The sequence below is a fragment of the Polaromonas sp. P1_F6 genome, from assembly GCF_056405695.1.
This window is the reverse complement of the sequence record NZ_JBFUBQ010000001.1, coordinates 558,881-583,217: the sequence shown is the minus strand read 5'-3', so window position 1 is coordinate 583,217 and position 24,337 is coordinate 558,881. Positions and strand designations below refer to the sequence as shown.

The 24,337-nt window shown below is 62.9% G+C and carries 18 protein-coding genes; 7 read left to right on the top strand and 11 right to left on the bottom strand.

The window, feature by feature from the left end:
• Positions 1-10 precede the first annotated feature (10 nt).
• Entirely contained in the window at positions 11-1,402 is a 1,392-nt protein-coding gene (gene fumC, locus AC1DY9_RS02730) for a class II fumarate hydratase (RefSeq protein ID WP_457280320.1), read from the bottom strand.
• 182 nt (positions 1,403-1,584) lie between these two features.
• Between fumC and AC1DY9_RS02725 the strand changes: the two genes are divergently transcribed.
• The gene (locus AC1DY9_RS02725; RefSeq protein ID WP_477665742.1) at positions 1,585-3,135 is read left to right on the top strand and encodes a fumarate hydratase; all 1,551 of its coding nucleotides are present in this window, start codon (positions 1,585-1,587) and stop codon (positions 3,133-3,135) included.
• Positions 3,132-3,935 (top strand): glutamate racemase, encoded by an 804-nt coding sequence (gene murI, locus AC1DY9_RS02720; protein ID WP_457280318.1) that lies wholly within the window; start codon positions 3,132-3,134, stop codon positions 3,933-3,935. The genes AC1DY9_RS02725 and murI overlap by 4 nt, the downstream gene beginning before the upstream one ends.
• A gap of 79 nt (positions 3,936-4,014) precedes the next feature.
• On the opposite strand, the gene AC1DY9_RS02715 is transcribed toward murI, so the two are convergent.
• Positions 4,015-5,010 (bottom strand): Bug family tripartite tricarboxylate transporter substrate binding protein, encoded by a 996-nt coding sequence (locus AC1DY9_RS02715; RefSeq protein WP_457280317.1) that lies wholly within the window; start codon positions 5,008-5,010, stop codon positions 4,015-4,017.
• Positions 5,011-5,297: 287 nt separating this feature from the next.
• Positions 5,298-6,203 carry a LysR substrate-binding domain-containing protein gene (locus AC1DY9_RS02710; RefSeq protein ID WP_457280316.1) on the bottom strand — a complete coding sequence of 302 codons (906 nt, stop codon included), beginning with the start codon at positions 6,201-6,203 and terminating at the stop codon, positions 5,298-5,300.
• Positions 6,204-6,334: 131 nt separating this feature from the next.
• Between AC1DY9_RS02710 and AC1DY9_RS02705 the strand changes: the two genes are divergently transcribed.
• From AC1DY9_RS02705 to AC1DY9_RS02685, 5 genes are all read left to right on the top strand, one after another.
• Entirely contained in the window at positions 6,335-6,922 is a 588-nt protein-coding gene (locus AC1DY9_RS02705) for a cysteine dioxygenase family protein (protein ID WP_457280315.1), read from the top strand.
• Between the two features lie 58 nt (positions 6,923-6,980).
• Positions 6,981-8,573, top strand: coding sequence for a rhodanese-like domain-containing protein (locus AC1DY9_RS02700; RefSeq protein WP_457280314.1), 1,593 nt, complete (start codon positions 6,981-6,983; stop codon positions 8,571-8,573).
• Between the two features lie 68 nt (positions 8,574-8,641).
• The gene (locus AC1DY9_RS02695) at positions 8,642-9,637 is read left to right on the top strand and encodes a Bug family tripartite tricarboxylate transporter substrate binding protein (RefSeq protein ID WP_457280313.1); all 996 of its coding nucleotides are present in this window, start codon (positions 8,642-8,644) and stop codon (positions 9,635-9,637) included.
• Positions 9,638-9,663: 26 nt separating this feature from the next.
• A complete protein-coding gene (gene metC / locus AC1DY9_RS02690; protein ID WP_457280312.1) occupies positions 9,664-10,869 on the top strand; it encodes a cystathionine beta-lyase in 1,206 nt (401 codons plus the stop codon).
• Between the two features lie 122 nt (positions 10,870-10,991).
• Complete coding sequence (locus tag AC1DY9_RS02685) at positions 10,992-12,008, top strand: YeiH family protein (RefSeq protein ID WP_457280311.1); 1,017 nt, start codon at positions 10,992-10,994, stop codon at positions 12,006-12,008.
• Positions 12,009-12,074: 66 nt separating this feature from the next.
• On the opposite strand, the gene oppF is transcribed toward AC1DY9_RS02685, so the two are convergent.
• The 8 genes from oppF to AC1DY9_RS02645 all read right to left on the bottom strand — a co-directional run bounded on the left by oppF (position 12,075) and on the right by AC1DY9_RS02645 (position 24,291).
• Positions 12,075-13,061: a murein tripeptide/oligopeptide ABC transporter ATP binding protein OppF gene (oppF, locus tag AC1DY9_RS02680; protein WP_457280310.1), complete on the bottom strand. Its 987-nt coding sequence runs from the start codon at positions 13,059-13,061 to the stop codon at positions 12,075-12,077.
• Complete coding sequence (locus AC1DY9_RS02675; RefSeq protein ID WP_477665741.1) at positions 13,054-14,058, bottom strand: oligopeptide/dipeptide ABC transporter ATP-binding protein; 1,005 nt, start codon at positions 14,056-14,058, stop codon at positions 13,054-13,056. The genes oppF and AC1DY9_RS02675 overlap by 8 nt, the downstream gene beginning before the upstream one ends.
• Before the next feature lie 8 nt (positions 14,059-14,066).
• Positions 14,067-14,990: an ABC transporter permease subunit gene (locus AC1DY9_RS02670; protein ID WP_457280308.1), complete on the bottom strand. Its 924-nt coding sequence runs from the start codon at positions 14,988-14,990 to the stop codon at positions 14,067-14,069.
• A 12-nt stretch (positions 14,991-15,002) separates the two neighbouring features.
• Entirely contained in the window at positions 15,003-15,923 is a 921-nt protein-coding gene (oppB, locus tag AC1DY9_RS02665; protein ID WP_457280307.1) for an oligopeptide ABC transporter permease OppB, read from the bottom strand.
• Positions 15,924-16,088: 165 nt separating this feature from the next.
• Positions 16,089-17,711, bottom strand: a complete 1,623-nt coding sequence (locus AC1DY9_RS02660; protein WP_477665740.1) for a peptide ABC transporter substrate-binding protein — start codon at positions 17,709-17,711, stop codon at positions 16,089-16,091.
• A 612-nt stretch (positions 17,712-18,323) separates the two neighbouring features.
• Positions 18,324-19,829: an efflux transporter outer membrane subunit gene (locus AC1DY9_RS02655; RefSeq protein ID WP_457280305.1), complete on the bottom strand. Its 1,506-nt coding sequence runs from the start codon at positions 19,827-19,829 to the stop codon at positions 18,324-18,326.
• Positions 19,822-23,001, bottom strand: coding sequence for an efflux RND transporter permease subunit (locus tag AC1DY9_RS02650; protein ID WP_477665739.1), 3,180 nt, complete (start codon positions 22,999-23,001; stop codon positions 19,822-19,824). The genes AC1DY9_RS02655 and AC1DY9_RS02650 overlap by 8 nt, the downstream gene beginning before the upstream one ends.
• A 12-nt stretch (positions 23,002-23,013) precedes the next feature.
• The gene (locus tag AC1DY9_RS02645) at positions 23,014-24,291 is read right to left on the bottom strand and encodes an efflux RND transporter periplasmic adaptor subunit (protein ID WP_477665738.1); all 1,278 of its coding nucleotides are present in this window, start codon (positions 24,289-24,291) and stop codon (positions 23,014-23,016) included.
• Positions 24,292-24,337: the final 46 nt, after the last annotated feature.

Genomic DNA, 24,337 nt, shown 5'->3' with positions numbered 1-24,337 from the left:
GCGGCCGGCGTCAGCCCACCATGTTTTGAGGCCGCACCCAGGCATCAAACTGCTCGCCCGTGACATGGCCCGAGGCCAGTGCCGCATCGCGCAGGCTGCTGCCTTCCTTGTGCGCCTTTTTGGCGATGAAGGCGGCCTTGTCATAGCCGATGTGCGTGTTCAGTGCCGTCACCAGCATCAGCGAGCGGTCAACCAGCTCGGCGATGCGTTCGCGATTCGGCTCAATGCCGACGGCGCAGTGGTCGTTAAAGCTCACCATGCCATCGGCCAGCAGGCGCACGCTTTGCAAAAAGTTGTGCGCCACCATGGGCCGGAACACATTGAGCTCGAAGTTGCCCGAGGCACCGCCGAAGTTGATGGCCACGTCGTTGCCGAACACCTGCGCCGCCAACATGGTCACGGCTTCGCTCTGCGTCGGGTTGACCTTGCCCGGCATGATGGACGAGCCAGGTTCGTTCTCGGGAATGCTGAGCTCGCCGATGCCGCTACGCGGGCCGCTGGCCAGCCAGCGCACGTCGTTGGCAATCTTCATCATGCTGGCTGCCAGTGTTTTGAGGGCGCCGTGCGCATGCACCAGGCCGTCGACCGAGGCCAGCGCTTCGAACTTGTTGGGTGCGGTCACAAAAGGCAGGCCTGTCAGCGTGGCCAGTTCGGCCGCCACTTGCTCCGCATACCCCTTCGGTGCATTCAGCCCCGTACCAACGGCAGTACCGCCGAGCGCCAGTTCATACAGGTGCGGCAAGGCGGCACGCACATGCTTTTCGCCGTGGTCAAGCTGCGCGACATAACCCGAGAACTCCTGGCCCAGGGTGAGTGGTGTCGCATCCTGCAGATGGGTACGTCCAATCTTCACGATGCTGTCGAAGTCTTTGGCTTTTTGCGCCAGCGTCGCGCGCAACTTCGCAATCGCTGGCAGGAGCTTGTGGGTCATGGCCTCTACAGCGGCAACATGCATGGCGGTAGGAAACACATCGTTGGACGACTGGCTGCGGTTGACATCGTCATTGGGGTGCACCAGGCGGCCCTCGCCGCGCTCGCCGCCCAGAATTTCGCTGGCGCGGTTGGCCAGCACTTCATTGACATTCATGTTGGTCTGCGTGCCGGAGCCCGTCTGCCATACCACCAGGGGGAATTCGTCCGCATGCCCGCCCGCGATCACCTCGTCGGCTGCGGCCACGATGGCTTTGGTTTTTTTCTCGTCCTGAAGGCCCAACGCATGGTTGACCCTGGCCGATGAGCGCTTGACCTGCGCCAGCGCCTTGATGATTTCACGTGGCTGCTGCTCGCCCGAGATGTCGAAATTCTGCAACGAGCGCTGCGTCTGCGCACCCCAGAGTTTGTTGGCCGGCACCTCGATAGGGCCAAAGGTATCGCGCTCCGTGCGCGTGCTGCTTGTCGTCATGGAAATATCCTGCGCGTCAAAAAAGATGGTTAAGAGTCCTAGTATGACTGCAGACGAGAAAGATTCTCATCTGAAGGGTTTTGGATCCTCTCGCCCGACATGCCCGAGTTGCCCGCCAAGGGCGGATAATTGCGGGGTTTGCCCGAAATTTCCCCGAAACGCCCTCATAACGACGACCCACCATGACCACGATCAAGCAAGCCGACCTCATCGAATCCGTAGCCGCTGCCCTGCAGTACATCAGCTACTACCACCCCACCGACTACATCGCCCACCTGGCGCGAGCCTATGAGCGCGAGCAAAGCCCGGCCGCCAGGGATGCGATTGCACAGATCCTCACCAACAGCAAGATGAGCGCGACCGGCCAGCGCCCGATCTGCCAGGACACCGGCATCGTCAACGTGTTCCTTAAAGTCGGCATGGACGTTCGCTGGGAAGGCTTTACCGGCAGCCTGGACGACGCCATCAACGAAGGCGTGCGGCGCGGCTACAACCACCCTGACAACACCCTGCGCGCCTCGGTGGTGGCCGACCCGCAGTTCGACCGCAAGAACACCAAGGACAACACACCGGCCGTGATCTTCACCGAGCTGGTGCCCGGCAACAAGATCGACGTGACCGTGGCGGCCAAAGGCGGCGGCAGCGAAAACAAAAGCAAGATGGTCATGCTCAACCCCGGCGATTCGGTGGTCGACTGGGTGCTCAAAACCGTGCCCACCATGGGCGCCGGCTGGTGCCCGCCCGGCATGCTGGGCATCGGCATTGGCGGCACCGCCGAAAAAGCCGTGCTGATGGCCAAGGAAAGCCTGATGGACGACCTGGACATGTATGAGCTGCAAGCCAAATCGTCTTCGGGCGCCAAGATGACCAAGACCGAAGAGCTGCGCCTTGAACTGTTTGAGAAGGTCAACGCGCTGGGCATAGGCGCGCAGGGCCTGGGCGGCCTGACCACCGTGCTGGACATCAAGATCAAGATGTACCCGACGCACGCCGCCAGCAAGCCCGTCGCGATGATTCCCAACTGCGCTGCCACACGCCACGCGCACTTCGTGATGGACGGCAGCGGCCCGGTCTATCTGGACCCGCCTTCACTGGACCTCTGGCCCAACGTGAACTGGACGCCCGACTACAAGAAGAGCAAGAAGGTCGATCTCAATACGCTGACCAAAGAAGAAGTTGCCAGCTGGAAGCCCGGCCAGACCCTGCTGCTCAACGGCAAGATGCTAACCGGCCGTGACGCAGCGCACAAGCGTATCCAGGACATGCTGGGCAAGGGCGAAAAGCTGCCGGTTGATTTCACCAACCGCGTCATCTATTACGTCGGCCCGGTTGATCCGGTGCGTGATGAAGCCGTAGGACCTGCCGGCCCGACCACCGCCACCCGCATGGACGGTTTCACTGAAATGATGCTGGCTGAGACCGGCCTGATCTCGATGATCGGCAAGTCCGAGCGCGGCCCGGTTGCCATCGAAGCCATCAAGAAGCACAAGAGCGCCTACCTGATGGCTGTCGGCGGCGCTGCCTACCTGGTCAGCAAGGCCATCAAGACCGCCAAGGTCGTGGGCTTTGCCGATCTGGGCATGGAAGCGATCTACGAATTCGACGTGGTCGACATGCCGGTGACCGTGGCGGTGGATGCGGGCGGCACCAGCGCGCACATCACCGGCCCAGCCGAGTGGCAAAAGAAAATCGCCACCGGCGAGTTCAAAAACATTCCCGTCGCAGCCGCGTGAGCGGAGGCCATGCCGGCGCCGACCGGCCGGTCGGCGTGTTCGACAGCGGCGTGGGTGGCCTTAGCGTCTTCAAGGCATTGCGGGCCGAATTGCCCGTGGAGTCCTTCGTCTACCTGGCCGACGCGGGCTTCGCGCCTTATGGCGAGCGCGGCGACGCTTTTGTCATTGAGCGCACGCGTGCCGTCGTGCGCAAATTGCGCGAAGAGCATGCGATCAAGGCACTGGTGATCGCGTGCAATACCGCGACGGCGGCCGCCGTTCACCTCGTACGAACCGAGCACCCTGACCTGCCGCTGGTCGGCGTCGAACCGGCACTCAAGCCGGCCGTCGCGTTGAGCAAGACACGCCGCATCGGCGTGATGGCGACGCGCGGCACGGTGGCAAGCGCCAAGCTGCGCGCGCTGCACGATTCGCTGAAAGGCCAGGCCGAGTTCATCCTGCAGCCGTGCGACGGGCTGGCCGATGCGATCCAGAACCATGATATTGCGCAGATCAGTGCTTTATGCCGTGAATACACGCAAGCGATCGGACCCTTCGGCGGCCAAGCCGGGCAGGTCGATACTCTGGTGCTGGGCTGCACGCATTACGCCTTCGCGTGGGACACACTGCAGAAAATGGTGGGCACCGACGTCCGCCTGATCGAGACCGGCGAGCCGGTCGCGCGGCAGACCCGCCGTTTGCTCGAAGCCGCCGGGCAGTTGCGGCAAGGCGACGCACCCGGCCACATCACTTTGCTGACAACGGGTCTGCAGGAGTCGCTGAACGCAGCCGCACGACGCTGGCTGGGCCTGCAGCTATAGCACCACAGCGCCGGCTGGACTCGCCGGCGCTGGTACTCATCGACTCAGTGATGAGCCGAATCCGTTGAAGCAACTGAAGTTATTGCGGCTTCAGTCCCACGTTACGCGCCAGGGTGCGCCAGCGCTCCGACTCCGCCCGAAGGAATCCACGCAACTGGTCGCGTGAAGTACCTTTCATTTCCACGCCCAAAGCAGACATACGTTCCACCACCTTGAAATCCGACATCGCACTCAGGAGTTCGAGGCGAAGCCGCTCGGTGACTTCAAGCGGCGTGGTCGCTGGCGCAACAAGCGCCCACCACTGCGCCACATCCATGTTCTTCAAGCCGAGCTCAGTCATCGTCGGCAAGGAGCGCAGGATGGGGACGTCCGAGCGCTTGCGGCCCGTCACCGCCAGCGCCTTGACCTTTCCGGCGGCCATGAGACTGGAGCCGGTCGCCAGCGTGGCGAAGTAAGAGGACACCTGGCCGGCAGCCAGGTCAACCATCGCCGGCGCGCCGCCGCGGTAAGGCACCATGTTGAACTTGATTTTGGTTTCCTGGGAAAACAGCTCACCCACCAGGTGGCTGATAGACCCTGTGCCGCTGTTCGCCATGGCAGGGGGCCCACCCTTGGTGGTCGAAGAAGTTTTCAGGAAAGTCTTGAAGTCGCTGTTTTCGGGACCCATGCCGGTAAACAGCACCATGGGCGATGTACCCACCAGCGTGATCGGCGTGAAGTCGCGCAGCATGTCGTAAGGCAGGTTGGCAACAACTGCGGGCGCGTACACGTGCGACAACTCCACGATCGCCAGCGTATAGCCATCGGGTGCCGACTTGGCGGCCTGGTCAATTCCGACGTGGCCCGCGCCACCCGGCTTGTTGTCGACGATCACGGGTTGCTTCAGCCCTTCGCTCAGCCGCTGTGCCAGCACGCGGGTAATGGCATCGGTGCTACCGCCCGTTGCCCAGGGAACGATGATCTTGATGGGCTTGTCGGGGTAGGCAGCCCATGCGGGCGCAGCGCCAAGCGCCAGGGTGGCTGCGGAACCAGCAAGCAGCGTGCGCCGCTTGATGGGGAATGTTGAAACTGACATGAACTCTCCTTGCATTGATCGGATACGCGAGACAACCCCACCTCCTCGTGGGCATCGTCAGCGTCCGGCGAGCGTACACCGCGGATGACGCATGCACCGTGTTACCACGCAGATACAACCGCTACATGTGGCTCGCGTCCAACGTTTTTCGCGCGTTTATTTTTTGTGATCTCGCGACACCGAAAATTCACACGCGATTATTTTTAGCAAAGTAATTAAAAAGTCTGCAGTGCATCGTGGATACGTTTTCCGCCGGAATTCTGGCCGTTTATTTTTCCCGACGCTGCTTAAATTTCCCGATCAGCACGCGCGGCAGGGATAGCCGGGTCCGCCGCGCTGCGAATCAAACCGAGGTTGGATTTCAGCATCTCGAACACCTTGCGTGTCACCGGGTTAATGACATTCTTTCGAACGAACAGGTAGTAATCAAGCTCAGGCAAGCGCGGCAGTCCATCGTTTTCGCCCAGCACGCGCAGGTCGCTGCCCGCCATCTCGATGCCGCGCGCAGTCACACCCAAACCCGCACGCAGTGCAGCCTTGATGCCGATCAGGCTGGAAGCGGTATAGCTCGGCGACCAGGGAATTCCGGCAGCGTCCAGCGCCTCGCGTGCCAGCCTGTGAAATACGCTGGGGCCCTCCACCAGGATCAGCGGCACCGGCTTGGCGCGGTCATGTACGTAGCTGGCTGAGCACAACCATACCGTGGGTGAGGTACGCAGCACCACGCCGTCGAGTGCCGGGTCGTTGCGGTTGGAGATAGTCATGTCGATCTCGCCGCGCTTGAGGGATTCCATCAGGAAAGGGCTGCGCCCCACATGGATGTCTAGCTGCAACAGCGGCGAAGCACGCGCCACCTGTGCCAGCAGCGTCGGCAGCATGGTGTCGGCCACGTCGTGCGGCGCGCCTATGCGCAGTACACCCTCCAGGTTGCCTTGCTGCAGGCTGCGCAAGGCATCGTCATTGATGGCCAGCAGGTGGCGCGCATAACCGAGCAGCTTTAACCCATGCGGCGTCAGGCGCTTCTGGCGCCCATGCTTTTCAAACAGCGGGTGGCCGATCTGGTCTTCCAGCCGCTGCATTTGCTGCGTCACCGCCGACTGTGTTTTGCCCAGCTGCACGGCGGCGCTGGCAAAGCTGTCCTGCTCGTCGATGGCCACCAGCGCTCGCAGCAATTCCAGATCAAGGGTTTTCATTTCCAGGCGTTTTGCAAATATCTACTTATTACAAATGCTAATGTATTTATCTCTATTTCTGAGTTGTTTCAGAAATACGAGTTGACTATATTAGGCCAAGTAAACCCAAAACCTCACTCAGGAAGATGCCCATGACCGCAGCAGCCGAGCGCAACCAGGTAGTTGGCGCCGCCATTCAAAACATTAAGATTATTGTTGGGAGCGGCGAAGCAAATCGCCAGTCGCTGGCCAAAGTGCTCGCGGTCCTGAACCAGCTGGCCGGCCAGAAGGAGCTGTGGAACGCTACGGATTTCGCTGCGCCCGAAAGCCCCGAACTGCAGGCGCGCTACCTGATCGCTGAAGACGCCGACCAGAGCTTCGCGCTTTACCTCAACGTGATGCGTCCCGGCAAACGCATCGTGCCGCACAACCATACGACCTGGGCCTGCATCAGTGCCGTGGAAGGCTCCGAGATCAACCGCGTGTACGAACGCCAGGACGATGGCTCAGTGCCGGGCAAGGCGCAGCTCAAAGAGGTCAACTCCGTCGTGGTCGAGCCCGGCACGGGCATCGCCCTGATGCCCGAAGACATCCATTCGGTGGAGATTCCGGCCGGCCAGGTGATACGCCACTTGCACATGTATGGCCGCGCGCTTGAAACGCTGAACACGCGCACCGGCTACGACCTGGAAAAAGGTACGTACGAAACCATGGGCATCGGCGTGCAGACGCGCCGCTGAACACCCGCGCGCCCTTACCCCCTTCCCTGAATTTCCGAACCTACACGCCCCCTATCCCATGACACGTTTTGTAGACGCGGCCACGCTGAAAGCCTGGCTGCACGACGGCGCGGAAATCGCCCTGTTTGATGTGCGCGAGCACGGCCAGTACGGCCAGTCGCATTTGTTTTACGGCATCCCTCTGCCCTACAGCCGGCTTGAGCTGGACGCACCGCGCCTGGCGCCGCGCCGCAGTGTGCGGCTGGTGGTGTATGACGACGACGGCAGCGGCGCAGCGCCTTTGGCCGCGCGCCGCTTCAGTGCACTCGGCTACAGCGATGTGCAGGTGCTGCAGGGCGGCACAGCCGGCTGGCAAGTCGCTGGCTTCCCGTTGTTTGCCGGCGTCAACGTGCCGTCCAAAACTTTCGGCGAACTGGCCGAGCAGGTCTATCACACGCCCCGCGTCAGTGCGACTGAACTTGCAGCCATGCTGGAGCGGCAAGACGACGTGGTGGTGCTCGACGGTCGGCCGTTTTCGGAGTTCCGCAAGATGAACATCCCGACGGCGATCAGTTGCCCGAACGGCGAGCTGGCCCTGCGCATCCGTGACCTGGTCCCCAGCGAAAGCACGCACATCGTGATCAACTGCGCAGGCCGCACGCGCAGTATCATCGGCGCGCAAACGCTGATCAACCTCGGCTTGCGCAACCCCGTATCGGCGCTGGAAAACGGTACCCAGGGCTGGTACCTGGCAGACTTCAAACTCGAGCACGGCGGCACGCGCCGCTACAAGGACTCGGCCCAGCCCACAGAGCCCGCCGGCATGCGCGCGGCAGCCCAGGCGCTGGCAAAGCGTTTCGATGTACCTGTCGTCAACGCACAGACTGTACGCGGCTGGGCCGGCGACGCGCAGCGCACGCTCTTTTTGTGCGATGTCCGCAGCCCCGAAGAATTTGCACGCGGCAGCCTGCCCGGCGCGCAGCACACGCCGGGCGGCCAGCTGATCCAGGCCACCGACCAGTATGTGGGCGTGCGCCAGGCCCGGCTGGTGCTGTTTGATACGGACGGCATACGCGCGCTGACGGTCGCCAGCTGGCTGCGCCAGCTGGGCCACGACGCCAGCGTGCTGGACCAGGGCCTGGCCAGTGGCCTGGCGCTGCCCGCCACGGCGCCCGTGGCCCTGCCCGCGCTGCCCGCCACCACCGCGCAGGCCCTGTCGGCCGGGCTGGCCGATGGCACCGTGGTCGCCATCGACCTGCGTCCCAGCATGCAGTTTCGCCAAAACCATATCGCGGGTACACGCTGGTCCATCCGCCCACGCCTGGCACAGGCTCTGGCCGGTGAACACCGCCCGGTGGTGCTGGTTGCCGACGAGCCCGCTGCGGCCGCCTGCGCGGCCGTTGACCTCCAGGCGTTGGGCCTGAAAGCCAGCCTGCTCGAAGGCGGCCTCGACGCCTGGCGCGCCGCCGGCTTTGCGCTGCAGGCCACTGACAACATTCCCGCCGACAGCGACTGCATCGACTACCTGTTCTTCGTGCATGACCGGCACGACGGCAACAAGGAAGCTGCCCGCCAGTACCTGGCCTGGGAAGTGAACCTGATCGGGCAGCTCGACGCACTGGAACTGAACGCATTTCACTTGCCCGATGCCGCGGCCACCCACCCCGCGTAATACCGATTTGGCCCCGCGCCGCCTCATTTTTTTATTCATCTTTTGCCCCAATTCATTCAGGAGCCCCCATGCTTGCCAAACTGAAATTGACCGCAGCCTCGCTGTGCTGCGCCCTCCTCTACGTACACGGCGGCGCCTCAGCCCAACCCATGCCGCAGGTCGGCGGCTTCCCGAACCAGGCCATCAAGTTTGTGTCGCCGTTCCCGGCCGGCGGCGGCAATGACGCCACGACGCGCTTCGTGACGAGCCGACTGTCCGACATCACCGGACAGAGCGCCATCGTCGACAATCGCGGCGGCGCCGGCGGCAACATAGGCGCCAAGGCCGTGGCCGACGCCAAGCCAGACGGCTACACAGTGCTCACGGGCCAGGTCTCGTTGATGGCCGTCAATCCCTCGCTGTATGCCTCGCCGGGTTTTGACCCGCTGAAAAACTTCCTGCCCATCACCCAGATCAATGCCGCACCGCTGGTGCTGGTAGTGGCCAGCAACTCGCCCCTGAAAAGTTTTGCCGACCTCGCCGCGCAGACCAAAGTCGCAGGCGGTCGAGTTACCTATGCCACGCCCGGCAATGGCACACTCTCGCACCTCGTCGGCGTGGTTCTGGAAAAAGACAGCGCCATCAGCATGACCCACGTGCCCTACAAGGGCGCGGCGCCGGCCATCACCGACCTGCTGGGCGGCCAGGTGGACGTGCTCATCACTTCCACCGCCTCGGTGTCCAGTTTCATCCAGAACGGCAAGATGCGCGCCCTGGCCGTCACCAGCCCGCGCCGCATCGGCGTGTTCACCAAGGTACCGACACTGGAAGAGCTGGGCTACAAGAACACGACCTTTGAAGACTGGTACGGTTTCTTCGCACCGGCGGGCACGCCACCCGAACGCGTGGCTTACCTGCACGACAGCATCGTGCGCTCGCTCAAGTCGCCGGAAGTCAGCAAGCTGATCACCGACGGCGGCAGCGAAGTGGTGGGCAACACGTCGGCGGCTTTTGCCGCGCAGCTCAAGGCGGACATTGCCCGCTGGTCGCGCGTCGTCAAGCTCTCGGGCGCCAAGCTAGACTGACCCCGGATTCATCAAACCGCCCCGACATGAGCAAAAAAACACCACCGGCCACCGCACCCAGTGCGTCACCCCTGACCCGCCTGGTCCACGCCGGCAAGCAGCCGGCCTATGACGGAGGCCGGCCGGTCAACCCGGCCGTGGTGCGCGCCAGCACAGTGCTGTTTGACAACACAGCGCACCAGCGCGAGATGCGCCTGCGCCGCGGCGATGAGCGCGTGTTCACCTACGGGGCGCGCGGCAACCCGACCAACTACGCACTGGAAGACATGGTCAGCGAGCTGGAAGGCGCCTGGCGCACCCGGCTCTTTCCCACAGGCCTGGCCGCCATCGCGATGACGCTGTTGTCCTACCTCAAGCCCGGTGACCACCTGCTGATGTCGGACAGCGTCTACGAACCGGCGCGCAAGCTGGTGGAGTCCTTCCTCACGCCCTACAACATCCGCTGCACTTTCTTCGCGGCTGATGGCAGCGACGTGGAAGAAAAAATCGAGGCCGGCACGCGCATGATTTATGCCGAATGCCCGGGTTCGCTGGTGTATGAAATGTGCGACCTGCCGCGCCTGGCCGGCATCGCCCGTGCACGCGGCCTGCTGCTGGTGGCCGACAACACCTGGGGCTCCGGCTACCAGTACCGGCCGCTGGCGCTGGGCGCCGACGTGTCCATCATGGCGGCCACCAAATACCTGTCGGGCCACTCCGACGTGATGATGGGCACCGTAGCCACCACGCAAGCCGCCTGGCAGGCGCTGAACGAACGCAGCGATGCCTTCGGCATGACGGTAAGCCCCGACGATGCCTACCTGGTGCTGCGCGGCACACGCAGCATGGCCGCGCGCCTGGCCCTGCATGAACGCGGTGCCCTGAAGGTGGCTGCCTGGCTGCAAACACGCAGTGAAGTGGCGACCGTGTTCTGCCCGGCCCTGCCCGGCCATCCAGGCCACGCCATCTGGCAACGCGACTGCAAGGGCACCAACGGCCTGTTGTCCTTCGAGCTTCAGCCCGCCTTCGACCAGACCGCCGCCGAGCGGCTGATCGACGGCCTTCGGCTGTTCGGCCTGGGCGCTTCGTGGGGCGGCTATGAAAGCCTGGTCACGCTGACCAACATGCGCGGTGCCCGCAGCGTGACCGACTGGTCGGGCCACGGCCAGATCGTGCGCTTGCACATCGGGCTGGAAGACCCGGCCGACCTGGTGAGCGACTTGCAGCAGGGGTTTGCCGCATTGGCGGCCTGAGGGTTTTACCTCTGCGCCCTTGCCCTTCGCATCACCCCCAGCCCCTTTCCTCTCCCCCATTCGATTTCATCCGCCCTCTGCGGCGGCCCTTGCCTGCCTTTTTCCTTCCGGTTTGCATCACCATGCCCAGCAACGCATACCTTTGGCTCCAACGCACCCGCAGCCTCTGGCCGGGCATCGCCTCGCCGCTGCTCATCATGCTGGCCGCTACCTTTGTCTCTGAACATTACGGCGGCCCACAACTGCTGTACGCCCTGCTGTTCGGTCTGGCCTTTCACTTCCTGCACCAGGACGAACGCTGCCGACCCGGCATTGAGTTCTGCGCCAAAACCCTGCTGCGCATCGGTGTAGCCCTGCTGGGCGCGCGCATCACGCTGGCGCAAATCGGCCAGCTCGGCATCGGTCCGCTGGCCACCGCCCTGCTGGGGGTTGCCAGCACCATTGCACTGGGCGCCTGGCTGGCGCGGCGCCTGGGCCTTGCCACCGACTTCGGCCTGCTCTGCGGTGCAGCCGTGTCCATCTGCGGCGCGTCGGCGGCACTGGCGGTTGCGGCCGTCATGCCGAAAACCGAGGAGAACGAGCGCCACACGCTACTCACCGTGGTCGGCGTAACAGGCTTGTCGACGCTGGCAATGGTGGTCTACCCCTTGCTGGTCAAGGTGCTGGGCCTGGACGAAACCAGCGCCGGCATCTTTCTGGGCGGCACGATCCATGACGTGGCGCAAGTGGTGGGTGCAGGCCTGATGATTTCCCATGATGCCGGCGATGTGGCGGTGATCGTCAAGCTGTTCCGTGTCACGCTGCTGGTGCCGGTGGTGGCAGTGCTGGCGTACTACTGGCGGAAGCAGGCCAGCACGCCAGGCGGTGCAGGACAGCGCGCACCTCTGCTGCCTTTTTTCCTGGTGGGCTTCATGGTGCTGGTGCTGCTCAACAGTGCGGGCCTGGTCAGGCAGCAACTCACAGACGCACTGGGTCATGTCTCCCGGGTCTGCCTGGTGATTGCCATTTCAGCGCTGGGCATTAAAACCTCGTTCGAGGAACTGGTGCGGCTGGGCTGGCGGCCCATGGCGTTGATGCTGGTAGAAACCGTGTGGCTCGCCGCGGTGTTCGCCGCCTACCTCTGCGTTCTTCGGGCCTGAACCAGATCGCTATAGTTTTGATAGCTGCTCGCGCCCGCCCTGATTAGGTCGCAGCCATAAAATCCCTCAAGCCAGCAGGCAAGCCGCTTCAGTCTGGTCGTCCAGGCGGCGAAGCTCGGGCACCTCTTCGGCGCAACGCGCGATGGCCTGCGGGCAGCGCGTTCGAAACACGCATCCCGAGGGCGGCGACATGGGCGACGGCAGGTCGCCTTGCAGCAACTGAATCACCTTCTTTCGCTCCAGCGCCGGATCGGGAATCGGGATCGCCGAGAGCAACGCCTGCGTGTAGGGATGGCGCGGCGCGGCATACAACGCTTTCTTTTTCGCCACTTCCATTTCATGCCCCAGGTACATCACCAGGATGCGGTCGCTGATGTGTTTGACAACCGCCAGGTCATGCGCGATGAAGATCAGCGCCAGGCCCATGGACTTTTGCAGGGCCTTGAGCAGGTTGATGATCTGCGCCTGGATCGAGACATCCAGCGCCGACACCGGCTCGTCGCAGATGATGAGCTTGGGCTCCAGGATCAGCGCCCGGGCGATGCCGATGCGCTGGCACTGGCCGCCTGAAAATTCATGCGGGTAGCGGTTGATCTGCTGCGGCATCAGGCCGACGCGGCTCATCATGGTTTTAACGCGCTGCATCACTTCGGCCTCGGGCATGCGCGGCCGATGCGTGCGCAAAGGTTCGGCAATGATTTGCGCGATGGTCATGCGCGGGTCCAGCGAAGCCAGCGGGTCCTGGAAGATCATCTGGATGTCTGACCTGACGCCCAGCCAGGCCCGGGGGGAGGCGCCGGTCATTTCCTGCCCCATCCACACAATGTTGCCGGCGGTGGCAGGAATCAGGTTCAGCACGGCACGCGCCAAGGTGGATTTTCCGCAGCCCGACTCACCCACCACGCCCAGCGTTTCGCCCGCATGGATGTCGAAGGAAATGCCGTCCACGGCCTTCAGGGTGCGGGCGGGCGACCAGGGCCAGGCGCCGCTTTTGATCCTGAAGTGCACTTTCAGGTCGCGCACCGACAAAATGGGTTGAGATGCATCACGCATGGACGGCTCCCTTGGCCGCAAGTTCAGACACAGCCTCGCTGGATTTGTGGCAAGCCCTCAGCACCGCCGGGTTGTGCGTGGCCGGCAGCAACGCGGGCATCACGTCACGGCATTGGTCACTGGCCAGCGTACAGCGTTCGCTGAACGGGCAGCCCTTGGGAAGCCGCGCCATGTTGGGCGGTGCACCGGGGATGGCCACAAGCGCTTCCTCATCCGCGTCCAGGCGCGGTATGGCGCCCAGAAGGCCCACGGTATACGGATGGGAGGCACCATAAAAAATGCTGTCGGCACTGCCCTGCTCCATCACCCGCCCACCGTACAGCACCATGACTTCATCGCACAGACCGGCCACCACGCCCAGGTCGTGCGTGATCATGACAATTGCGGTGCCAAAGTCGCGCTGCAGGTCGCGCAGCAAGGCGATGATCTGCGCCTGCACCGTCACGTCCAGCGCCGTGGTGGGCTCGTCGGCGATCAGCACTTCGGGCTCACAGAGCAAGGCCATGGCGATCATCACGCGCTGGCGCATGCCGCCCGAAAATTCGTGCGGGTACATGGTGATACGGCGGGCAGCTTCCGGGATCTTGACCGCATCGAGCAGTTGCACCGACCTGGCGCGGGCGGACTTCCGGTCCAGGCCCTTGTGGAACTGCAGCACTTCAGTCATCTGCCGCTCTACCGTCAGGTAAGGGTTCAGCGAAGTCATCGGGTCCTGGAAGATCATCGCGACGCGGTTGCCGCGTATCTTGTTGAGCTCGGCCGGCTTCATGGCCAGCAGATCCTGGCCCTTGTACAAGGCCTGGCCGGTGGCTTTGCCATTGCCCGCGAGCAGCCCCATCATGGCCAGCACGCTCTGGCTTTTGCCGGAACCGCTCTCGCCGACGATGCCCAGGGTCTGGCCGCGCTCCAGCGAAAAGTTGATGCCGTTGACGGCGTAGATCAGCCCGTCCTGGGTCTGGAACTGAACCCCGAGGTTATTGACTTCAATCAGGCTCATGGTGCGGCTCAGCGGTCTTTGGGGTCGAGCGCATCACGCAGGCCGTCCCCGATGTAATTGAAGCAGTACAGCGTCAGCGAGAGCATCCCCGCCGGAAACAGCAGCATCCAGGGCGAGACCTCCATGACGGATGCACCGTCGTGGATCAGCACGCCCCAGCTTGTCATGGGCTCCTGGATGCCCAGCCCCAGGAATGACAGCACGGACTCGACCAGGATCACGGCCGGCACGGTGACCGTGGTGTAGATCGCGACGATGCCCAGAAGATTGGGAACAATGTGCTGGAAGATGATGCGCCGCGTGGGCACGCCCAGCGCACGGGCCGCTTCAATGAACTCCTTGGAGCGCAGCGACAGCGTCTGGCCGCGCACCACGCGTGCCATGTTCATCCAGGAGAACACCGTGATGGTGATCACCACCAGGTAAAAAGCCCGCCCCAATATGGTCACCATCAGGATGGCGATCAGCAGGTAAGGCACGGCATACATCATGTCGACGACACGCATCATGAAGGCATCTACCCTGCCGCCTATGAAGCCCGCCGTCGCACCCCACACAATGCCCAGCGTCACGGCCGACAGCGTCGCCAGGAAACCCACCAGCAGCGAGACGCGGCCGCCCACCAGGCTGCGCACCAGCAGGTCGCGGCCCGACTCGTCGGTGCCGAAAAAATGGGCATTCTTGAGCGTGGGCGGCAGGCTCATCGCGTCCCAGTCGGCCGCATCGAAGGCATGCGGCAGCAGCCAGGGCCCGACGATGCAACACAGCGTGATGAATGCCAGCAGGTACAGGCTGAACACCGCGGCCTTGTTGCGCATGAAGCGTACGCGCGCATCCGCCCAGGGGCTGCGGCCGTGGATCTCGGCGTCGGCCAGCGTCTGGCCAACAGCCGCGGCGAGCTGGTCTTGTCTGGTTTTTTGTTCAAACAACATGCAGATCCCTGCTCAGTACCGGATTTTCGGGTCGAGCAAGGCGTAGGCCAGGTCCACCAGCAGGTTCAGCGTAACGGCGATCACAGTCACCAGTACAACGAGGCCCAGTACCAGCGTGTAGTCGCGGTTGGCGGCGCCATTGACGATCAGCTTGCCGATGCCCGGCAGGGAGAACACCGACTCGGTCACGATAGCCGACGTGATCGATGAGATCGCCAGAGGGCCCATGACGGATACCACCGGCAACAGCGCGGGCTTGAGGGCGTGGCGCAGGATGACGGTGCGCATGGGCAGGCCCTTGGCGCGCGCAGTGCGGATGAAGTTGCTGTGCAGCACCTCAATCAGGCTGCCGCGCATGACGCGCGCGATGGTGGCCACGTTGATGAAGATCAGCAGCAGCATGGGCAGGATCATGAAACGCGGGGCGAAATCGCTCCAGCCCCCGGCCGGCGCCCACTTCAGCCAGACGGCGAACACCAGAATCAGGACTGGGCCGATCACAAACGACGGAAACACATGCCCGGCGTTGCCGAGCAGCATCACGAGGTAGTCGACCGCGCTGTTCTGGCGCACGGCGGCCACCGTGCCCAGGAACACACCCAGAAAGAAGGAGATGACGATGGCACCCCCACCTATCGCCGCGGACACCGGCAGCGCGTTGGCCACCAGTTCATTGACAGACCAGTCGGCATAACGGAACGAAGCGCCCAGGTCGCCGTGCAGCAGGCTGTTGAGGTAATACAGGTATTGTTGCCACAGTGGCAGATCGAGGTGGTACTTGGCCTGCAGGTTGGCCAGCACCGCAGCGGACACCTTGCGTTCGTCGTCGAAAGGCCCGCCGGGCGTGCCGTGCAGCAGGAGATAGCAGACGGTGACGACGGCCAGCAAGGTGGGAATCGTCGCCAGGATGCGCCTGAAGGTGTAGGACCACATGGGGAATATCTCCGGGCTAGGTCTATGTCAGTGTGAGCGCCTGAGCGCGTCGGCCAGGCACAGCTTAGCCCTGAAAGACCTGCGAGGCATCAGAAAAAACATTGAAAGGCGGTGAAAAGCAGATCAAGGACAGGCAGGCACACAGGGCACCTGCCCGGACGGACATCAATGCTTGACGATGTACAGGTCCTTGCCGCGGTAGCGGTCCAGCGCGTTGGTGGTCGAGTAGCCACCCACATAAGGCTTGACCAGCCGCGGTACGGTGTATTGCAGCAAAGGGATGATGGGATAGTCTTCCATGATCATCTTTGCGGCTTGCGTCAGCAGCACCTTGCGCTTGGGCGGGTCCATCGACTGGTTGCCTTCGTCGATCAGCGCGGAGGCCTTGCGGTTGCAGCTGTTGTGGTAGTTCTGGTCAGAATCGCACTGCACCAGCGTGAGCCAGGTGGTGGCGTCGTTGTAGTCGGCGATCCAGCCGTTGCGGGCGATCTGGTAATCCTTGTCGGTGCGCTTCTTGATGAGCACCTTGAACTCCATCGCTTCGAGTTCAACGTCCAGGCCCAGCTTGGTTTTCCACTCCGAGGCCGCGAAGATGGCCATTTTCTTGTGATAGTCGCTGGTGTTGTAGGAGAACTTCAGCTTGGTGCCGGCCGGAAGGTTGGCCTCCTTCAGCAGCTTTTTGGCTTCGGCGATGCGCTTGTCGGCGGGCCATTTGGCCCAATCGTAAGAGGTGACGTCGGCGCCCGAGGTGCCTTTGACGATCACGCCGTAAGCAGGGGTCTGGCCGTCGGCCGTCACGCGCTGCGCGAGGATGTCGCGGTCCAGCGCCATCGACAGCGCCTTGCGCACACGGATGTCCTTGAGTGCCGGGTCTGCATTGTTGAGCGAGTAATAGCGCAGGCCCAGCATGTCGGTGTTGCGGATTTCCTTGGGGTATTGCGCCTTGTACTTGTCGAAGGTGCCGGGCGGGAGCTGGTAGACCCAGTCATTCTCGCCCGACTCATAGAGCTTCACATCGGCATTGCCGTCTTCGACAGAGAGATAGGTGAGTTTGGTGAGCTGGACATTCTTCGCGTCCCAGTACGACGGGTTCTTGACCAGGATGATCTTGCTGTTGACCTGCCAGTCTTTCAGCGAGAAGGCGCCGTTGTTCACCATGTTGGCGGGCCGGGTCCAGTCTTTGCCGAATTTCTCGATCGTGGCTTTATGCAAGGGCGCGAGCTGGGGATTGGAGACGACCTCGGGCAGAAAACCGACCGGGAAAGGCGTCTTGATCTCCAGGGTATAGGGATCGATGGCCTTGACGCCGAGTTCGGTGACGGGCTTCTTGCCTTCAATGATTTCTTTGGCATTGAGCAGGAAGACGCCGTAGGTGGAAGCGTATTTGGAGGCGGTCGCCGGATCGACGAAGCGGCGCATGCTGTAGATGAAATCTTCAGCCGTCACCGGGTCGCCGTTGGACCATTTGGCGTTCTTGCGCAGCTTGAAGACCCAGGTCAGAGGGTCGACCTGCTTCCAGCTCTCCGCTACGGCAGGGACGATCTTGCCGTTTTGGTCGGCAGCAGCCAGCCCTTCGAACATGTCGCGGATCACGTTGTTGGCCGGAACACCAGTCGCCAGTGCCGCATCCAGGGTTTCAGGCTCGGAGCCATTGTTGCGGACCAGTTCCTGCGTCTCGTGCAGCTTCACGCCCGCGGGCACCGTGGCCGCAGCCGCCAGGCCAGCCAGGCCGGCCAAGGCCAGCAGCACGGCGCTTGTCAGCGCCTTCATCGTCCAGTTTGAGTTCATGCCTGTTGCACTCCCGAATAGAAAATTGGCGGGCTTGTGGCCCGCCATGGTTGATGGAACGGGGACCCTCTCGTGAGAGGAGCCCCCGTTTGCCTGTCAGTCGGCGCGAATATACCGCCGCGTCAGGTGCGGCCCCGTAGGGAGTAACCCTTCAGCAATTAACGTGCCTTCACGAAGCCATGGGTGGCGCGGAAGTCAGGGGGATACATAGGGAACACTTGCTCACAATTGAACGAGCGAGGCGACAGGACGCGGCAGCCACCGGGCACGGGCAGGTACCGCGATTCAAGCCGTGCATCGCGGCACGGCTGGAGCCAGTGCCTGGCTCAAGCCTTCATGCAATTCCGGCGGCGAAGTGGCGGCGCCTTCTGACGCCATGGCGAGTGTCCGCAGGGTTGCTATTGTTTTGATAGCTGCTTGCGCCCACGATGATTGGCTTGCAGGCACAAATCACCTGAATTTTGGGTGCCGGAAGAAAACCGGCTGTCCTGCTTTTTGTGAGAATTCATACAAAAATAGCTGCCAGCCCAATAACCATGTGCGCAAGCAGCTATCAATCTTGTAGCACGCGTGTCTGATCCCCGCAGACGCCCTCAGGCGCCGCGCACCCGCTCAGCGGCTGAGCTGGGTGGACGCCTTCAGGCTCAAGGCTTCCTCAGGCGGCTCTTTCCAGCCGCCACCCAGGGTCTTGTACAGCGTGACCTGGCTTTGCAGCTGGGCCAGCCGGGTTTGCACCACCGCCTGACGTGCGGCGAACAGCGAACGCTGCGCATCGAGCTGGTCCAGGTAGCTGGCCACACCGTTCTGGTAGCGCAGATCAGCCAGCTTGAAACGCGTCGCCTCGGCATTGGCCTGCGCCTGCTGGGCACGCAGTTGCTCGCCCAGGGTGTCGCGGCCCGCCAGCGCATCGGCGACTTCACGGAAAGCTGTCTGGATGGACTTTTCGTACTGGGCGATGGCAATGTCACGCCCGGCGTTGGCCGAATCCAGCCCGGCACGGTTACGGCCTGCATCAAAAAGCGGAAGGATCAGCTGCGGCGCCAGCGTCCAGCCGTAGGATCCGCTCTTGAACAGGCCCGACAGGTGCGAGCTGGCGCTGCCGGCAGAAGCCGTGAGCGAGATGCGCGGGAAAAAAGCCGCACGGGCAGCGCCGATGTCGGCGTTGGCAGACAGCAGCTGTTGCTCAGCCTGGCGGATGTCAGGGCGGCGTTCCAGCAAATCAGACGGCAACCCCGCCGGCACGTCCACCATCATGGGTGCGTCGGCCAGGCCTTTGCCGGCAGGCAAGGCCACCGCCAGGTCACCGCTGAGGGGCTGGCCGATCAGCAGGGTCAGGGCGTTCTGGTCCAGCGCACGCTGGCGCACCAGTTGGGCCAGCGATGCACGGGCGGCTTCGGTCAATGACTCGGCCTGGCGGAAATCCAGCTCGGAAGCAACGCCGTTGTCAAAGCGCAGCTTGCTGAGCTTGAAGGACTCTTCCCGTGTAGCCAGCGTCTGCTGCGTGATGGCCAGCAGTTCTTCGTCGGCCAGCAGGCTGAGGTAGGTGTTGGCCACCGACGCAATCAGGCTGATCTGTGCCGTCTTGCGACCTTCTTCCGTAGCCAGGTACTGCGCCAATGCCGCTTCCTTCAGGCTGGAGACCCGGCCGAAAAAGTCGAGCTCATAGGACGGCATCAACAAACCGCCGGTGTAGGAGCTCGTGATGCTGCCGTTACCGTTGGCATTGGGCTGGCGCGAACCGGTGATGCCGGCATTGATCGTGGGGAACTGGTCGGCACGCTGGATCCGGTACTGGGCCCTGGCTTGCTCAATATTGAGCACGGCAATGCGCAGGTCGCGGTTGTTGCGCAGCGAGGCCTCGATCAGCTGCCGCAGTTTGGGGTCGCTGAAAAAAGCCTGCCACTCGATGTCGGCCGCAGCGACAGTCGGAGCCGGTGCGGTAGCAGCAGGCTGCGCCTTCGCGGAACCGGTGGTGAAACCGGAAACAGCCGGCCACTGGTCTGCAACAGGCGCAGCCGGGCGCTCATACTTCGGGATCATCGAGCAGCCGGCCAGCAGTGCCGCAGCACCAACCGCCAAAAGCTGCGGAAACCTGGGTTTCATGCTGGATTTATTCATGGGCTTTACCCTCACTTCCTTCTTCTCCGGTGATGCCTGCTGCTTTGGCATGCTCCGAATACATCCTGTTTTGCCGCTCGCTGCCCTTGAAGAGGCCGCGCACGACCACAAAGAACACCGGAACGAAAATCACCGCCAGGATCGTGCCGGTGATCATGCCGCCGATCACGCCGGTACCGATGGCGCGCTGGCTCGCGGAGCCGGCGCCGGAAGCCAGTACCAGCGGCAGCACGCCCAGGCCGAAGGCCAGCGACGTCATGACGATGGGACGGAACCGCAGATGCGCGGCGGCCAGCGCCGACTCGATGACACCTGTACCCTGCGCCTGCAGGTCCTTGGCGAACTCGATGATCAGAATCGCGTTCTTCGCCGACAGGCCGATGATGGTGATCAGCCCCACCTGGAAGTACACGTCATTCGAATAACTGCGCAGCAGCGTTGCCAGCAACACACCGATCACGCCTAGCGGCACCACCAGGATCACCGCGAGCGGAATGCTCCAGCTTTCGTACAGGGCGGCAAGGCACAGGAACACCGCGAGGATGGCAAAGCCGTAGAGCAGCATGGCCTGCGCGCCTGCGAGTTTTTCCTCGCGCGACTGGCCCGTCCATTCGAAACCGAAGCCCTGCGGCAGTTGCGCTGCGAGCTTTTCCATCTCGGCCATCGCTGCGCCCGAGCTGTAGCCTGGCGCGGCGCTGCCGCTGATACGCACGGCCGGGTAGCCGTTGTAACGCACCGTTTGCATGGCACCCTTGATCCACCGCGTGCTGGCAAACGACGACAACGGAACCGGCAGGCCGCGACTGTTGATGGCGTTGAGCCGGAGCAGGTCGTCGGGCTGCATGCGCGAAGGCGCGTCGGCCTGGACCACCACGCGCTGCAGGCGTCCCTGGTTGGGGAAGTCGTTCACATAGCTGGAACCCAGCGAGGTGGACAGGACCGCGTTGATCGCGTCAAACGGCACGCCCAGCGCATTGGCTTTGTCGCGGTCAATGTCGAGCTGCAGCTGCGGCGCATCTTCCAGGCCATCGGGCCGTACTTGTGTGAGCACCGGACTCTTGGCAACCATGCCCAAAAGCTGGTTGCGTGCGTTGATAAGCGCATCATGTCCCGCACCGCCGCGGTCCTGCAGGCGGAAGCTGAAGCCCGAGGCCGTGCCCAGTTCGGGAATGGGTGGGGGGCTGAGCGGAAAGATGAAGGCATCACGCACACCCATGAGGGCGCCGAAAGCCCGTCCTGCTATCGCTGAGGCCGAATGCGCTTCGCCGTCGCGCTCGTTCCAGTCCTTGAGCGTCACGAACGCCAGCGCGGCATTCTGGCCCTGGCCGGAAAAGCTGAAGCCAAGCACGCCGACCATGCTTTCGACTTCCGGCTGCTTGAGCATGAAACCCTCGACTTTTTCCATCACCGAAAGCGTGCGCTCGTAAGTTGCGCCCGGCGGCAACTGCACGTTCACCAGCAGGTTGCCCTGGTCTTCATTGGGCAGGAAGGATGTGGGCAAACGCAGGTATACCACCGCCACAGCGGCAATGATGGCCACATAGATCACCAGGTAACGTGCGGCGCGTTTGAGAATACGCGCGACCATGCTTTCATAGCTTTTTGCGGTGCGCGAGAACCCCCGGTTGAACCAGCCGAAAAAACCCTTTTTCTCGTGATGGTGCCCAGCCTCAACCGGCTTGAGCAGCGTGGCGCAAAGTGCCGGCGTGAGGGACAGGGCCAGGAAGGCGGAAAAGCCGATGGACGAAACCATCACGGCGGAGAACTGGCGGTAGATGTTGCCGGTCGAGCCCGCGAAGAATGCCAAAGGCACAAACACGGAAATCAGCACCACGGTCACGCCGATGATGGCGCCCGAAATCTGGCCCATCGCCTTGCGGGTGGCCTCCAGCGGCGGCAAGCCCTCTTCGGTCATGATGCGTTCGACGTTTTCGACGACCACGATCGCATCGTCAACGACGATACCGATCACCAGCACCATGCCGAACATGGTCAGCACGTTGATGGAGAAACCGAGCGCCAGCAAGGTGGCAAAAGTACCCAGCAGTGCAATCGGCACCACGATGGTCGGGATGATGGTGTAGCGCCAGTTCTGCAGGAACAGGAACATGACCAGGAACACCAGGGCTACGGCCTCGAACAATGTTTCAGCAACCTGGGAGATCGAAATCTTGACGAAGCGCGAGCTGTCGTAGGGGATGCTCCACTTCATGCCTTGCGGAAAATAGCGCTCGAGCTCGGTCATCTTGGTTCGAACGGCCTTGGCAGCGGCAAGCGCGTTGCCGCTGGGTGCCAGCTGAACACCGATACCGATCGCCGTCTTGCCGTTCAGGCGAGCCGACGTGGCATACGTCTGGCCACCCAGTTCGATGCGGGCCACGTCTTTAAGGCGCACCGACGACCCGTCGGTATTGGCGCGAAGGACAATGTTGCCGAACTGCTCGACATTGGCAAGCTGGCCGGTGACTACCACGGTGGCAGCAATGCCTTGTCCCGCCACATTGGGGCGGTCGCCGATACTGCCGGCCGACACCTGGGCGTTTTGCGCGCGGATGGCGTTGTTAACGTCATTTGCCGACAGGCTGAAGCCCGTGAGCTTGGCCGGGTCCAGCCAGATGCGCATGGCGCGCTCACTGCCGAAGAGCTGGGCCTGGCCGATTCCTTTGACACGCTGGATCTCGGGCACGATGTTGCGCGAAGCGTAATCACCGAGCGCGACGGGGTCGTGCGCGGGATTGTCGGACGACAGCATGATGAACAGCAGGAAGTTGGAGCGTGATTTGTCGACGCGAACGCCTTGCTGCGTGACGGCGGCGGGCAGCCGCGGTGAGGCGCGCGACAGGCGGTTCTGCACATCCACCTGCGCGAGATCGGGATTGGTGCCGGGCTCGAAGCTCAGCGTGATGCTGCCGGAGCCGTCGGCCTGCGCCACCGACTCCATGTAGATCAGGCCGGGTGAACCGTTCATCTCTCGCTCGATCACCGACAGCACGCTGTCTTCGAGCGTCTGGGCAGAAGCGCCGGGATAGGCGGTGTTGACGACAATCGAAGGCGGCGCGACCGGCGGGTACTGGGCTATCGGCAGCTGCGTGATCGCCACGCCGCCAACCACCAGGATGAACAGTGCGATCACCCAGGCAAAGATCGGCCGATCAATAAAAAACTTGGCCATGTAGTTGGCTCCTTACTTCGCTGCTGCAGAAGCAGCGGAGGCAGCAGGCGCAGCAGCTTGCGCACCGGAGGCGGCGGATGCGGGGGCGGAAGCCGCATCGGCCGGCTTCGCACCGGCCGGTTGCCACGGCACGGGCTTCACCGGTGCGCCCGGCTGCAGTTTCTGGAACCCGTCCACCATGACTTTTTCGCCGGTCTTTAAGCCGTCGAGCACCACCCACTGGTTGCCCTTGGCGGAGCCGATCTTGATGGGACGCGGGCTGACTTTTCCATCGTCGCCCACCACCATGACAGTGTCGCCCTGCGCGGTGCGCGTGACAGCTTGCTGGGGCAAGGTGATGGCGTTGCTGGCCTGCGCCTGCTCCAGGCGTACGCGCACATAAAGGCCGGGAAGCAGCTGGCCCCCGGGATTGGGCACTTCAGCCCTCAGGGTCACCTGCCCCGTCGTGGAGTCGACCGTCAGGTCGGAAAACAGCAGGCGGCCGGGACGGGCGTATTCGGTGCCATCTTCGAGCACGATGCGCACGCTGGCCGCTTCGGCGCCCGTGGCACGTTTGAACTGACCACTTTCCATGGCAGCACGCAGCTTCATGATTTCAGGGGCGGATTGCGTGAAGTTCACATACATCGGGTTGATCTGCTGGACGACAGCCAGCTGGGTGGCCTCGCCTTGGCCGACCAAAGCGCCTTCGGTGACCAGCGCACGGCCAATGCGGCCCGAGATTGGGGCTGTCACTGCGGCGTAGCTCAGGTTGATGCTGGCTGTCTGCACATTCGCCTTGCCCACAGCAACGTCGGCCTCTGCCTGCTTTTGCGCTGCAACGGCGTTGGCATATTCCTGCTTGCTGATGGCGTTGGCCTCTACCAGCGGCTTGTAACGCTCGGCCAATGCGGCGGCCTGCGCCAGGTTGGCCTCAGCGCGCGCCTGGCCCGCTTTCGCGCTGGCGGCGGCGGCGGCATATGGTGCGGGATCAATCGTGAACAGCGCCTGCCCTTCTTTTACGTCGCTGCCTTCACGGAACAGCCGTTTTTGCAGGATACCGGCCGCGCGGGCCCTGACCTGTGCCACGCGTGAAGCCTCCAGGCGACCCGGCAACTCGGTTACCAGACCGACGTCACCCTGGGTAACTGTCACCACACCCACTTCCGCAGGAGGCGGTGCCCCGCCGGGAGCACCGGCACCCTTGCCGCATCCGGCCAGGAACAATGTGAGTGCAGCAACCAGGACGAGAGGCTGGTATGGCGCAAAAGGGGAGAATAAAGGCGAATGGACAATGCGAGACTTGGGCATGCTGATCCTCAAAATTTGGGAAAAAAGCGGAAAGCGAAATATGTGA